Raw genomic sequence first — 13,613 nt, forward strand, 5'->3', positions numbered from 1 at the left:
CCATGCGGCAACAGGGACATCTCACCGGCTGGAAGGACGAGCAGGGCTTCGGCTTCATCGAACCCGATGCAGGCGGCGCGCAGGTCTTTGTCCATATCAAGTCCTTCACCGATCGCCGCCGCAGGCCCGAGGGCGGAGAGCGCGTCAGCTACGTGCCCAGCCGCAACGCCCAGGGAAAATGGCGCGCGCAGGATGTGGCCTTCATTGACGAACCAAGGACCGGCCGCCCGCAGCCTGCGCGGCGAAGCCGTGCCGGCATGCCTTCGCGGCCTCAGTCACCTGTGCGAGGCCCGGTGGCGGTAGGCCTGGCCGCTGCCTTCTTCTGCGTGCTGCTGGCTGTTGCCTGGAGCGGCCGCATGCCCTGGACACTGGTCGGCCTGTATGCGGCGGCAAGCTTTGTGACCTTCATGGTCTATGGATTCGACAAGTCCGCCGCCAGGCACGACCGCTGGCGCACCAGCGAAAGCCGTCTGCACCTGCTGGCACTGCTGTGCGGCTGGCCTGGCGCGCTGCTCGCGCAGGGGCTGCTGCGGCACAAGTCCAGCAAGGCCTCGTTCCAGTTGGTGTTCTGGATCACCGTGGTGCTCAACTGCGGCCTGCTGGCATGGCTGCTGTCATCGGCAGGTGCGCCGCTGCGGGCGCTGGCGCCCGGCATCTTCTGAAAATTGAAGGAACTGGCGATGACCCATGCTGGACCACGGGCCCAAATGCCCTCCGCAAACGATGCATCGCTGCAGACTTGGCAGGCGTCTTGGGATAGCGCCTGGTCCGCACTGGGTGCCAGCATGCCGCAGCCTGTGCTGGCCGAGCTGCTGCAAAGCTACAGCGAGCCTCAGCGCCACTACCACACGCTGCAGCATCTGGGCGAGGCCATGGGCCTGCTGCAACCGGCGCTGGGCCTGGCCGAGCACCCCGGCGAGGTGGCACTGGCGCTGTGGTTCCATGACGCTGTCTACCAAACGCAAGCCAAGGACAACGAGGCGCGCAGCGCCGACTGGGCCGCCGCCGTGCTGCGCGGGCAGGGTCTGCCTGCCGATGTGGCCGGGCGCGTGCACGGCCTGATCATGGCGACCTGCCACGCTGCACAGCCGTCCGGAATCGACGCCCAACTGCTGGTGGATGCCGACCTGGGCATTCTCGCGGCCGACCCTCTGCGGTTTGCCGAGTACGAGGTACAGGTGCGGGCCGAGTACGAATGGGTGCCCTTGCCGCTGTACCGCGCCAAGCGCCGCGAGGTGCTGCTGGGCTTCATGCAGCGCGAGGCCATCTACTGCACCGACTGGTTCCGGCAACGGCTGGAGGCGCGGGCGCGGCGCAACCTCGCGCAGGCGCTGGGTTTGTAGGCGGCGCCTGCGTCAGCGTCCTATGATCGGGGGCTGCTGCGGGCCGTGCAGGCCTGCCTCCCTCTCTTTCTTATCTTGCCCAGGCTCCGCCTGGCTCACCGGACGCGCAGATGACCACCCTTGGAACCCCTTACTCCCCCCATGCCACCAAAGTCATGCTGCTGGGCAGCGGCGAACTCGGCAAGGAAGTGCTGATCGCGCTGCAGCGCCTGGGCGTGGAAACCATTGCCGTGGACCGCTACGAGAACGCGCCCGGCCAGCAGGTGGCCCACCACGCGCGCACCATCACCATGAGCGATCCGGCCCAGCTCAAGGCCTTGATCGAGGCCGAGAAGCCCGACCTGGTCGTGCCCGAGATCGAGGCCATTGCCACGCCGATGTTGGAAGAGCTGGAAGCAGCCGGCGTGGTCACTGTGATCCCCACGGCCCGCGCCGCGCGCCTGACCATGGACCGCGAAGGCATTCGCCGCCTGGCCGCCGAGACGCTGGGCCTGGCCACCAGCCCTTATCGCTTCTGTGATTCGCAGCAGGAGCTGCAGGCCGCCATCGACGGCACGGATGGCCAGCCCGCCATCGGCTTCCCTTGCGTGGTCAAGCCCGTGATGAGCAGCTCGGGCAAGGGCCAGAGCAAGCTGGACGGCCCGGACGACGTGGCCAAGGCCTGGGACTACGCCATGGCCGGCGGCCGCGTGAGCCATGGCCGTGTGATCGTCGAAGGCTTCATCGACTTCGACTACGAAATCACCCAGCTCACGGTGCGCGCCAAGGGCGCAGACGGCCAGGTGCAGACGCATTTCTGCGATCCTATCGGCCACATCCAGCAGTCCGGTGACTATGTGGAAAGCTGGCAGCCCCATCCCATGCACCCGGCGGCGCTGCAGAAGTCGCGCGACATCGCCAAGGCGGTGACCGATGATCTGGGCGGCCTGGGCCTGTTTGGCGTGGAGCTGTTCGTCAAGGGCGAGCAGGTCTGGTTCAGCGAAGTCTCGCCGCGCCCGCACGACACGGGGCTGGTCACGCTGGCCACGCAGTGGCAAAGCGAGTTCGAGCTGCATGCGCGCGCCATTCTGGGCCTGCCCGTGGATGCCTCGCTGCGCAACCCCGGAGCCAGCGCCGTGATCTATGGCGGGCAGGATGCCGAAGGCCTGGTGTTCGACGGCGTGGACGAGGCCCTGGCCGTGCCGGGCACGGACCTGCGCCTGTTCGGCAAGCCAGAGAGCTTCGTCAAGCGCCGCATGGGCGTGGCCCTGGCGCGCGCCCAGGACGTGGAGCAGGCGCGAACCAACGCCAAGCTGGCCGCCAGCAAGGTCCGGCCGCGCAAGCCCTGAGGCGCGCTGCTCAATGGCGAAGCCGCCGTCCCTTTGCCGGGCGGCGGCTTTTTTCATGCGGTGCCGGCCTTAGTTGGTCGTGTGCATGGGAGGCTGCGAGGGCTGGGCATCATGCGGCGTGGTCAGCCGGATGGCGCGCTCCTCCTCGCCATGGGTGGCATGCTCGCCATCCGCGCCCAGGCCCCCCTTCCAGCGCCGGACCACGCGCTGGAAGATCAGCGAGTTGGGGATCTGCAGCAGATTGGGTGAGCCATCGGGCGCATGGGCGTCCTGCAAGGTGGTGTAGAGCATGTTGATGTCGATCACGCGGCCCTTGGCGCCGGGCTTTTCAGCCGTGTCCAGCACCTCGATGTAGTCACCCAGGCGAAAGGGCCCGACGATGACGATGAGCAGGGCGCAGAACAGGTTGGACAGTACGCTCCAGGCCGCGAAGAAGGCCACGGCGCCCACGGTGGCAAAGCCGGTGAAGGCCGTCCACAGCACGGTGGCCGAGACGCCCAGGCGCTCCAGTACCAGCGGCACGGTGGCGGCGATGAGAATCCAGCGGAACACGCCGCGCAGCGGCACCAGCAGCTCCGGCGGCAGGCCGTAGTGCCGGCCTGCGCGTGCGATCAGCCGGCGAACCAGGCGATTGAGCAGCCAGGCCGCACCGATGATCAGCAGGATCTGGGCACCGGGGATGATGAACTCCAGCCAATCCTGCATCCAGGCGGGCAGGTGCGCTTGAAAACGACGCATAACTTCAAACATTCAGGAAACAGCAATCCGCATTCAGGACCCGGATGCGCGGCTTGCGCGCGCCCGGCATTGAGCTGCGATCGTAAGCGCAGGCGCAAGGCCCGGCAGTCAGGTGCGGCGCTGCTCCACCGTGTCCATCTGCATCTCGAAGCTGAAGAAGCGGTCGCGTCCCTGCGCCTTGGCCGCGTACAGTGCCTGGTCGGCGCGCATGAGCATGGCTTCGGCGCTGGTGTATTCGTCGGGAATGCAGGTGGTGATGCCGCCCGACAGCGTGAGGCCCGATTCATGGGGCGAATCGGGGTGGCGTATGCGCAGCACGCGCAGCATCTGGCCCACGGCGCGCGCAAACGTCATGGCGCCCGAGCGCGGCGTGCGCGGCAGGATGAGCGCGAATTCCTCGCCGCCATAGCGCGCCGCCACATCGCGCGGGCGTACGCAGACCTCGCGCAGCAGGCGGCCGATCTGTTTCAGGCATTCATCGCCATGCACGTGGCCATAGGTGTCGTTGTAGCGCTTGAAATGGTCCAGGTCGCAGAGCATCAGCGTCAGCGGCTGGCCTTCGCGCCGGGCCGAGGCGATCTCGGCATGCAGAATGCGGTCGAAGCCTCGGCGGTTGACCAGGCCCGTGAGCTGGTCGAGCTCGACCATTTCATTGAGCTTCTGGTTGGCCTCGTGCAGCTCGGCCGACAGCGATACCAGGCGCCGGCGCATGTCCAGCAGGCGGCGCATGGCGCGCAGCTTGGCCACGAGCACGATGGGCTTGACGGGCTTGACCAGGTAGTCGTCGCCTCCAGCCTCGATGCCGCGCCACACATCCAGGTCATTGTCCAGGCCGGACAGGAAGATGACGGGCGTCCACTCGCCGGGCTCCGCCTCGCGCAGCTGGCGGGCCACCCAGTAGCCATCCTCGCCGGGCAGGCGGATGTCCAGCAGCACCAGGTCGGGGCGCTGCTCGCGGAACAGCACCAGGGCGCTGGGGCCATCGGCGGCCTCCAGCACGCGGGTCACGCCCGCGTGCAGCAGTTCGCTGACCAGGCTGGTGCGCACCGAGGCCTGGTCTTCCACAACCAGCACGCAAAAGGGCGCGGACTCGTCCGTTGGCTTGGCGAAGCGTGCTCCGCTGGGCTCGATGGCGGGGGAGTCGGCGCTGTCGGTGGGCAGGGGAGGTGGAACGGGGGGCATGGCCTTCATGGTTGCGAAACCAGGAATGGATCAAGGGGCCGCGCAGTGCGCGGCGTGGGGATGGCGCCAGTGTAAGTCGGGTGTCGCGTCCGTGTGCGATTGTGTGCACGGGGCTTTTGCTAGGCCAGCGGCAGATCCGTGCGGGCGCGGCTGGCCTCGTCATGCCACTGCACAAAGGCGTCGGCAGCCGGGCAGATGCGCGGGTTGCCCAGTTGCTGCAGCAGCCTGCAGGCCGCAAAGCCCTGGGCTTTGCTGTCATAGGCAAGTGCCCACTGGCGGCGCTCCTCCTGCCGGTCTTCGGGAACGGGCCAGCTGCGCAGCGAGGTGGATAGGCCGGTCAGGCCCATGCGCCAGGGCTTGCCGGAGACACGTGCGCGAAAGCATTGCTGGCGCTCGCACAGCAGGGCATAGAGCGGGTCCACCTGCAGGGCGTCGAACAGCCGCCCGACGGCCGGATCGTCCGATGCGAAATCGGCATGCGTGACGATGACGCGCAGGCCCTTGGGTGTTTCGTAGACGCGCAGGCCCCAGTCGGGGTGGCTTTGTTGGAAGGTCTGCACGCGCTCCATGGCGCGCGTGGCCGGCGAGTCCGTGGCCGCACGCTGGCGCGCCTGGCGTGCTTCCCACCAGCGCTGCACGCGCCGCATGGCCAGGAACAGCAGCAGCACGACCAGTGCCGTGGCCACCATCCGCGAATTGTTCTTGTGCGGTGCCAGCCGGGCCAGCCAGATGGCGACCGAAGCCAACAACAGCAGGGTCACGACGGGAAAGCGCACGGCGCTCGGCGGCTCGGGCAGGTCGATATCGGCGATGGCCACGCGCTCGGTGTTCAGACAGTGGGCGCCGTAGCTGTTGCGCGTCATCACCGTGCCGTCGCGGCGCTGCAGGACTTCTTCGCGGATGGGGGTGGTGAAGCCGTCGAGCGCGTACTCGTTCTTCCATTCCATGCGGGGCTCGCCCTTTGGAAGCGCCGCATTGCGGGCGGCTTCCAGGGCCTTGGCGGCACGCTCCTGGGCGTGGGCCTGGGCGGCTTCCTGGCTGGTGTCGGACCATCCCCAGCGCTGGACGGTGATGCCGTGGGTGGGGCGGCTTTCATGCCGCAGGCGCGCCTGCGCCCAGTAGGTGGGGATGTGCATGGCGAGCCAGTATAGGGAAAAGCCGCCTGGCTCCCAAGGGAACGCAGGCGGCTTCAGTTGGCAACGCGCGCAGGCGCTGGATGCCGTGGTTTTTACTGTTCGCGGCGCAGGGCGGGGAACAGGATCACGTCGCGGATGCTGGCGCTGTCGGTCAGCAGCATCATCAGGCGGTCGATGCCGATGCCGCAGCCGCCTGTGGGGGGCATGCCGTACTCGAGGGCACGCACGAAGTCGTGGTCGAAGTACATGGCTTCGTCGTCGCCACCGTCCTTGGCCTGGACCTGGGCATTGAAGCGCGCGGCCTGGTCCTCGGCGTCGTTGAGCTCGGAGAAACCGTTGCCGAATTCGCGGCCGGTGATGTACAGCTCGAAGCGCTCGGTGACCTCGGGGCGCTCGTCATTGGCGCGCGCCAGCGGCGAGATCTCGGTGGGGTGCTCCATGATGAAGGTGGGCTGCCAGAGCTTTTCTTCCACCACTTCCTCGAAGTACAGCACCTGCAGGCTGGCCAGGGTACGGGCGGACAGGCGGTCCTTTTCTTCCGTCATTCCCAGCTTGCGCAGCGCATTGGTCAGCCATTCGCGGTCGGCCACCTTGTCGCCCGCCTCGGTGAACTTGACGATGGCCTCGGGAATGGTCAGGCGCTGGAAGGGCTGGGACAGGTCCACGGGCTTGCCGCCGTAGGTCAGCTGCAGCGTACCCACTGCCTTTTGCGCGGCGTCGCGCACCAGCGCCTCGGTGTAGTCCATCAGGTCGCGGTAGTTCCAGTAGGCCGCGTAGAACTCCATCATGGTGAACTCGGGGTTGTGGCGAACCGAGATGCCTTCGTTGCGGAAGTTGCGGTTGATCTCGAACACGCGCTCGAAGCCGCCGACCACCAGGCGCTTGAGGTACAGCTCGGGCGCGATGCGCAGGTACATCTCCTGGTCCAGCGCGTTGTGGTGGGTGACGAAGGGCTTGGCGTTGGCGCCGCCGGGAATGGGGTGCAGCATGGGCGTTTCCACTTCCAGGAAGCCGTGCTCCACCATGAATTCGCGGATGCCCGAGACGGCCTTGCTGCGTGCGATGAAGCGGCGGCGGGCCTGCTCGTCCATCATCAGATCCACATAGCGCTGGCGCACCTTCTGCTCCAGGTCGGCCATGCCGTGGAACTTGTCGGGCATGGGGCGCAGGCTCTTGGTGAGCAGGCGCAGCGTCTGCACCTTGACCGACAGCTCGCCCGTCTTGGTCTTCATCAGCGTGCCCTCTGCGCCCAGGATGTCGCCCAGGTCCCAGCGCTTGAAGGCCGCATAGACCTCCTCGCCCACGGTGTCGCGCGTGATGTACAGCTGGATGCGGCCGTGCGTGGGGCCCAGCGATCCGTCCTGGATGGTGGCAAAGCTGGCCTTGCCCATGACGCGCTTGAGCATCATGCGGCCGCCCAGGCTGACCTGCACGGCTTCGGCGTCCAACTGCTCGGCGCTCTTGTCGGCATGGGCCTGCTGCAGCGCCTCGGCGCGGTCGGCGGGCTTGAAGTCGTTGGGAAAGGCCACGCCGCCCTGTTCACGGACCTGTTCGCGCAGGGCCTTGAGTTTTTCGCGGCGCTCGGCGATGAGTTGGTTTTCGTCCTGGGGAGCGGTCTGGTCCGCTGCGGATGGGGTGTTGTGTTCGGTCATGACAATGAGCGCCAGCGCAAAACGCCGAGGGGCCGGAAAAAAGCCGGGGGAAAAAAGCGGGAAAAGCCGAAAAAAGCCAGGCGCAAAGGGCTGGAGGGTGCAGAGGCGGCAGCAAATGCCACCGGCAAGCCCCGCAGCTGGCGGGCTGAATCCGCGATTTTAAGTTTTTTGGCGCGCTTTCGGTGCGCGGTGCTGCCAATGTGCCGGACGCCGCTGCGGTATGACGCCGCTGTCCCGCCAATTCGTCAGTGCCCGGCGGAAGGGGAGCCGGGTGCGGGGCCCTGGGCATGGCCTATGCCGCTGCGCTCCAGCACATCGGCCACGAGCTCCAGCCGCACCAGCGGGCTGTCCAGCGCCATCAGTTGCTGTTTGATGGAGACCGGCATGGGCAGCAGCTCGGTCCAGCGGTTGGCCACCCAGCCGCAGTCGCCCATCTGTTCGGCGCTGGGCAGTCGGGCATGGTCGGCGTCTGTGGAGCGCGCGTGCAGCTGCATCAGCACCTGGGCCAGGGCCTGGGCGGTGGCGAGCAGGTGGCTGGGGATGGGTACGGCGGCATCGGCAGGCAGCATCTGCACATCGGCCACCCACAGGCCGTGGGGCAGCTGGCGATGCTCCTGCATGCGAAAGCGCTGCGTGCCTTCGCACTGCAGGTGCAGCAGGCCGGGCTGGGGCTGCTGCAACTGGACGATGCGGGCCAGCGTGCCCACGGCGTGCAATTGCTCGGCGGCCGCGCCGGCCTTGCGCACTTCGCTGCCGGCCTGCAGCGCCACCACGCCGAAGGGAGCGCCCGTGCGCTCGCACTTGCGGATCATGTCCAGGTAGCGGACTTCAAAGACGCGAAGGCTCAGCAGGCCTTGGGGAAAGAGGACGCTGCCCAGGGGGAACAGCGGCAGGGAGTGCAGTGCGGTAGGGGCGGTCATGTGATGGGCGGGATGCGGCAGCTATCATCCCATGCTGTGCCAAGGCCGGATGGCCATGGTCCGATCTTCCTCCCGCAGTCCTACAACGCCATGCTTTTTCAGATCGTTTCCTTTTTGCTCGACGTGGTCGTTGGCCTGTTGACCGGCGTCTGCCTGTTGCGCATGTACATGCAGGCCCAGCGCGTGCCCTTCGGCAACCCCGTGGGGCAGCTGGTGTTTGCGCTGTCCGACTGGATCGTGATGCCGCTGCGCCGCATCATCAAGCCGGCCGGGCGCTGGGATATGTCCAGCCTGATCGCCGCCTTCCTGCTGCAGATGCTGCAGTTCGTGCTGCTGTGGCTGTTGATGGGTGGGCAGTCCACCGTGGTTGCCCTGCCCTGGCTGGCGCTGTGCGGCCTGGCGCGCGTGGCGCTGTCGGGCATGGTGGGCGTGCTGCTGATCTATGCCATCTTGTCGTGGGTGCAGCCGCAGTCGCCGATGTATGGCGTGCTGCAGCGCCTGTCCGAGCCCATGCTGCGGCCCATCCGCCGTGTTGTTCCGCTGATCGGCGGTATCGATCTGTCGGCACTGGTGGCTCTGGTGCTGCTGCAGATCGCGCTGATGGTGCTGGGGTATATCCAGGGGTCGGGCCTGATGCTGCTGGCCTGATTTCCCTGGTTTCGTGGACGTGAAAAAGCCGCCGCAGGCATCAACCTGCGGCGGCTTTTTTTGTGTCTGCGCGAGGCTTTACTGGACCGCGTCGGCCGGCAGGCGCTGCAGCATGGCAAGCGATGCGGCGATGCGGTCGCGCAGCTCGCGGCGGTCCACGATCATGTCCACGGCGCCCTTGTCCTGTAGGAACTCGGCGCGCTGGAAGCCTTCGGGCAGCTTCACGCGCACGGTGGTTTCGATCACGCGCGGGCCGGCGAAGCCGACCAGGGTCTTGGGCTCGGCAATGACGATATCGCCGACGAAGGCGAAGCTGGCGGAGACGCCACCGAAGGTGGGATCGGTCAGCACCGAGACGTAGGGCAGGCCCTTCTTGGCCAGGCGCGTGAGCGCTGCATTGGCCTTGGCCATCTGCATCAGGCTCAACAGGCCTTCCTGCATGCGCGCACCGCCCGTGGCGGTGAAGCAGATGAAGGGGACCTTCTGCTCGATGGCGGTCTCGACACCGCGCACGAAGCGCTCGCCGACCACGGAGCCCATGGAGCCGCCCATGAACTCGAACTCGAAGCAGGCTGCGACCACGTTGACGCTCTTGATGGCGCCGCCCATGACGACCAGAGCATCGGTCTCGCCGGTGTTCTCCAGCGCTTCCTTGAGGCGCTCGGGGTACTTGCGGCTGTCCTTGAACTTCAGGGCGTCGACGGGGATGACTTCCTGGCCGATTTCATAGCGGCCCTCGGCATCCAGGAAATGGTTCAGGCGGGCGCGCGCGCCGATGCGGTGATGGTGGCTGCAGCTGGGGCAGACGTTCTGGTTTTTCTCCAGATCGGCCTTGTAGAGCACGGTCTCGCAGCTCGGGCACTTGATCCACAGACCCTCGGGGATCTGCTGGTGGCGATCCGTGGGGTTGGTTTGCTGGATTTTGGCAGGCAGGAGTTTTTCAAGCCAGGACATGGTGTTTCCTTTTCAGGCGCAGGGCATGCGGCACCGGGCCGCATGCAAGGGCTGCATTATGCGACCTACGCGTCGAGTGCCTTGCGCACGCCGCGCAGGAAGTCGATGGTCAGGGGGACGATCTTTTCGTGGGGCTGGCCGTCCAGCATCTCGGTGATGCGGCTGCCGATGACCACGGCGTCAGCCACGCGGGATATGGCCTGGGCCGTGGCCGCGTCGCGGATGCCGAAGCCCACGCCCACGGGAATGCTCACATGCTCGCGGATGCGCGGCAGCATGGCTTCCACGGCCGCCGTGTCGAGCGTGCCTGCTCCGGTCACGCCCTTGAGCGAGACGTAGTAGACATAGCCGCTGGCCACGCGCGCCACCTGCTGCATGCGCTCGGTGGTGGAGGTGGGCGCCAGCAGGAAGATGAGGTCCATGTCGCGCGCACGCAGTTGCGCGGCGAATGCCTCGCACTCCTCGGGTGGGTAGTCCACGATGAGCAGGCCATCGACGCCGGCCTCGGCCGCATCGTCCACGAAGCGGTCATTGCCGTGGATCTGGTCGTAGCGCTCCACCGGGTTGGCGTAGCCCATCAGCACCACGGGCGTGGTCTGGTTCTTCTGGCGGAACTCGCGCACATAGGCCAGCACCTGCACCAGGCCCACGCCATTGGCGATGGCGCGGTCGCCTGCCTTCTGGATGGTGGGGCCGTCGGCCATGGGGTCCGAGAAGGGCACGCCCAGCTCGATCACGTCGGCGCCGGCCTCCACCATGCCGTGCATCAGCGACGGCGTGATGGCCGCGAACGGGAAGCCTGCGGTGATGTACGGGATCAGGGCCTTGCGGCCTTCTTCCTGGAGTTTGGCGAAAGTCGTGGTGATGCGGCTCATTGAGCTGCTCCTCCCTTGACCGTGAGCCCGCGCATGGAGGGACGGTCGTAGTAATCGGCGCCCGAGAGGTCGGCCACGGTGCCGATGTCCTTGTCACCGCGACCGGACAGGTTCACGAGGATGGACTGGTCGGCGCGCATGGTCTTGGCCAGTTGCATGGCATAGGCCACGGCATGGCTGGACTCCAGGGCGGGAATGATGCCTTCGGTGCGGCACAGGTAGTGGAAGGCGTCCAGCGCCTCCTGGTCGGTGATGCCCACGTACTGGGCCCGGCCCAGTTCCTGCAGCCAGGCGTGCTCGGGGCCGACGCCGGGATAGTCGAGGCCGGCGCTGATGCTGTGGGTCTCGGTGATCTGGCCGTTCTCGTTCTGCAGGATGAAGGTGCGGTTGCCGTGCAGCACGCCGCTGCTGCCGCGCTGCAGCGAGGCCGAGTGCTTGCCGCTGTCCAGGCCTTCGCCGGCCGCCTCCACGCCGATCAGGCGCGTGTTCTCGAACGGAATGTAGGGGTGGAAGATGCCCATGGCATTGCTGCCGCCGCCCACGCAGGCGACCACGGCATCAGGCTGGCGGTCGGCGCCCAGGAATTCGGGCATCTGCGTCAGGCACTCCTCGCCGATGACCTTCTGGAAGTCGCGCACCATCGCCGGGTAGGGATGGGGGCCGGCCACGGTGCCGATGATGTAGAAGGTGTTGTCCACGTTGGCCACCCAGTCGCGCATGGCCTCGTTGAGCGCGTCCTTGAGCGTGCGGCTGCCCGACTCCACTGGCACCACCGTGGCGCCCAGCAGGCGCATGCGGTAGACGTTGGGGCTTTGGCGTTTCACGTCCTCGGCACCCATGTAGACGATGCATTCGAGGCCGTAGCGCGCGCAGATGGTGGCCGTGGCCACGCCGTGCTGGCCCGCGCCGGTCTCGGCAATGATGCGGGGCTTGCCCATGCGCCGGGCAAGCATGGCCTGGCCGATCACGTTGTTGATCTTGTGCGCGCCCGTGTGGTTGAGGTCTTCGCGCTTGAGGTAGATCTGCGCGCCGCCCATCTCGCGCGACATGCGTGCCGCGTGGTAGACGGGCGAGGGACGGCCGACGAAGTGGGCCAGCTCGGACTGGAATTCGGCAACGAATTCCGGGTCGTTCTGGTACTTGGCGTAGGCGTCGCGCAGCTCGGTCAGAGCGTGTGTCAGGGTTTCGCTGGCAAAGCTGCCGCCGAAGCGGCCGAAGTGGCCGGATGCGTCAGGGTACTGGTATTCGAACATGGCTTGTCTGCAAAAGTTGGTCATCGGCCGCGCGCACGGCGGCGATGAATCGGTGTATCTTGCCGGCGTCCTTGATGCCCCTGAGGGGCTTGCCGTCGGGACCATCGGCCTCGACGCCGGAACTGACATCAACGGCCAGCGAGAGTCCTCGCGGGCGCACTTGCAAGATGCCATCGGTCACGTTTGCAGGCGTGAGTCCACCAGACAAAACGAGGTGAGAGGCGACGTTTGGTGGAAGGAGTGACCAATTGAATGCTTTTCCGCCACCACCATAGCCGTCGACATGGGCGTCGAGCAGTATGGCCTGGGCTTTCGAGTAACGCTGTGCATATTCTACGAGGTCGAAGCGCGCGGCGTCGGGACCAAGGGGAATGCGTGCGGCGCGCAGGAAGGCGCGGGTGCCGCCCGATGTGGCGGCAAGGCAGTCCTCGGGGGACTCGTCGCCGTGGAACTGCACGCAGGCGCCCGGGATGGCGGCGCAGGCAGCCATTACGTTGGCGGCGCTTTCATTGACGAACAGCAGCACCGGGGTCACGAAGGGCGGCAGGCGCCGCGCCAGTTCTGCAGCGCGCTGCACCGTCACGGCGCGCGGACTGGGGGCGTAGAGCACAAAACCCACCGCATCGGTACCCGCAGCCACGGCGGCGTCCACGTCCTGTTCGCGGGTGAGTCCGCAGATCTTGATTCGAGTGCGCTGCATGGGGGCTGAAGAATGGGGGAGGGCTTGTCCGTTCACGGGAGCCAATCATAGGCCGGGCTGCGCGAAGGAAGGCCCCATGAAGGATCGTATACGGGGCCCAGAAAGTACAGGCCGTCGGGCGAGAAGGTGGGCGCGGCGGCATCGCGGGAGCGGGCGTCCAGTACCTGCTGCATCCACTGCGGCGCATACGCGCCCTGGCCGATGGCGATCAGGCAGCCCATGATGTTGCGCACCATGTGGTGGAGGAAGGCGCTGCCTTCGAACTCGAAGCGCCAGTAGCAGCATTCCATGGCCGCATCGCCGGGCCGCATGGAGCTGGCTGCGGCCATCTGGGCGCCATCGCCTGCCATGCGGCGGGTGATGGACAGACGGTGCAGCGTCTTGACGGGAGACTTGGCCTGGCAGCCCGATGCGCGGAACGAGCTGAAGTCGTGCTCGCCCAGCAGGTGCCGGGCGGCGGCCTGCATGGCATCACCATCGAGCGCATGGAACACCCAGCCCACGCGCCCGGCCTCCACGCTGGGGCGCACGGGCGATTGCAGCAGCACATAGGCATAGCGCCTTGCCGTGGCACAGGCGCGCGAATGGAAGGCATCGGGCACGGGCTGGGCCCATTGCACGGCAATGTCCGGCGGCAGGAAGGTGTTGGTGCCACGGACCCAGGAGAACGGGGCCCTGTCCAGCGGCGTGTCGAAGTGGACGACCTGCATGAGGCCGTGCACGCCGGCATCGGTGCGGCCCGCGCAGAGGGTGTGCACCTCCTGAGCGGCAAAGCGGCCCAGGGCCGCTTCGAGATGGTCTTGAATGGTGTTGCCAGACAGCTGGCTTTGCCAGCCGCTGTAGCGCTGGCCGTTGTAGGCGACGCCGAGGGCTACGCGCATTGC

General features: G+C 67.0%; 14 protein-coding genes. 4 read left to right on the top strand and 10 right to left on the bottom strand.

What is annotated here, in order from left to right:
* Positions 1-2 precede the first annotated feature (2 nt).
* The 3 genes from DA1_RS01350 (at position 3) to purT (ending at position 2,671) form a co-directional block, all read left to right on the top strand.
* Complete coding sequence (locus tag DA1_RS01350; protein ID WP_034398892.1) at positions 3-662, top strand: DUF1294 domain-containing protein; 660 nt, start codon at positions 3-5, stop codon at positions 660-662.
* A gap of 18 nt (positions 663-680) precedes the next feature.
* Positions 681-1,343: an HD domain-containing protein gene (locus DA1_RS01355; protein ID WP_034396678.1), complete on the top strand. Its 663-nt coding sequence runs from the start codon at positions 681-683 to the stop codon at positions 1,341-1,343.
* Between the two features lie 110 nt (positions 1,344-1,453).
* Positions 1,454-2,671, top strand: coding sequence for a formate-dependent phosphoribosylglycinamide formyltransferase (gene purT / locus DA1_RS01360; protein WP_016451185.1), 1,218 nt, complete (start codon positions 1,454-1,456; stop codon positions 2,669-2,671).
* Between the two features lie 69 nt (positions 2,672-2,740).
* On the opposite strand, the gene DA1_RS01365 is transcribed toward purT, so the two are convergent.
* From DA1_RS01365 to DA1_RS01385, 5 genes are all read right to left on the bottom strand, one after another.
* The gene (locus DA1_RS01365; protein ID WP_174549348.1) at positions 2,741-3,409 is read right to left on the bottom strand and encodes a mechanosensitive ion channel family protein; all 669 of its coding nucleotides are present in this window, start codon (positions 3,407-3,409) and stop codon (positions 2,741-2,743) included.
* A 108-nt stretch (positions 3,410-3,517) separates the two neighbouring features.
* Positions 3,518-4,600 (bottom strand): GGDEF domain-containing response regulator, encoded by a 1,083-nt coding sequence (locus DA1_RS01370; protein WP_174549349.1) that lies wholly within the window; start codon positions 4,598-4,600, stop codon positions 3,518-3,520.
* Between the two features lie 110 nt (positions 4,601-4,710).
* Complete coding sequence (locus DA1_RS01375; RefSeq protein ID WP_034396676.1) at positions 4,711-5,727, bottom strand: hypothetical protein; 1,017 nt, start codon at positions 5,725-5,727, stop codon at positions 4,711-4,713.
* 92 nt (positions 5,728-5,819) lie between these two features.
* Positions 5,820-7,379, bottom strand: a complete 1,560-nt coding sequence (gene lysS / locus DA1_RS01380; RefSeq protein ID WP_013801009.1) for a lysine--tRNA ligase — start codon at positions 7,377-7,379, stop codon at positions 5,820-5,822.
* 245 nt (positions 7,380-7,624) lie between these two features.
* Complete coding sequence (locus DA1_RS01385) at positions 7,625-8,299, bottom strand: LON peptidase substrate-binding domain-containing protein (protein WP_034396674.1); 675 nt, start codon at positions 8,297-8,299, stop codon at positions 7,625-7,627.
* Between the two features lie 90 nt (positions 8,300-8,389).
* Between DA1_RS01385 and DA1_RS01390 the strand changes: the two genes are divergently transcribed.
* The gene (locus DA1_RS01390; RefSeq protein WP_013801011.1) at positions 8,390-8,947 is read left to right on the top strand and encodes a YggT family protein; all 558 of its coding nucleotides are present in this window, start codon (positions 8,390-8,392) and stop codon (positions 8,945-8,947) included.
* 78 nt (positions 8,948-9,025) lie between these two features.
* On the opposite strand, the gene accD is transcribed toward DA1_RS01390, so the two are convergent.
* The 5 genes from accD to truA form a co-directional block, all read right to left on the bottom strand.
* Entirely contained in the window at positions 9,026-9,901 is an 876-nt protein-coding gene (gene accD / locus DA1_RS01395) for an acetyl-CoA carboxylase, carboxyltransferase subunit beta (protein ID WP_012207044.1), read from the bottom strand.
* 65 nt (positions 9,902-9,966) lie between these two features.
* The gene (gene trpA / locus DA1_RS01400) at positions 9,967-10,776 is read right to left on the bottom strand and encodes a tryptophan synthase subunit alpha (RefSeq protein ID WP_034396671.1); all 810 of its coding nucleotides are present in this window, start codon (positions 10,774-10,776) and stop codon (positions 9,967-9,969) included.
* Complete coding sequence (gene trpB / locus DA1_RS01405) at positions 10,773-12,029, bottom strand: tryptophan synthase subunit beta (RefSeq protein ID WP_034396669.1); 1,257 nt, start codon at positions 12,027-12,029, stop codon at positions 10,773-10,775. The genes trpA and trpB overlap by 4 nt, the downstream gene beginning before the upstream one ends.
* On the bottom strand, positions 12,007-12,729 hold the full coding sequence (locus tag DA1_RS29420) for a phosphoribosylanthranilate isomerase (RefSeq protein ID WP_013801014.1): 723 nt from the start codon (positions 12,727-12,729) through the stop codon (positions 12,007-12,009). Before DA1_RS29420 ends, trpB begins: the two co-directional genes overlap by 23 nt.
* 32 nt (positions 12,730-12,761) lie before the next feature.
* Complete coding sequence (gene truA / locus DA1_RS01420) at positions 12,762-13,610, bottom strand: tRNA pseudouridine(38-40) synthase TruA (RefSeq protein WP_034396664.1); 849 nt, start codon at positions 13,608-13,610, stop codon at positions 12,762-12,764.
* Positions 13,611-13,613 lie beyond the last annotated feature (3 nt).

Source organism: Delftia acidovorans NBRC 14950, assembly GCF_001598795.1.
Classification (GTDB): Bacteria; Pseudomonadota; Gammaproteobacteria; order Burkholderiales; family Burkholderiaceae_C; genus Comamonas; species Comamonas acidovorans.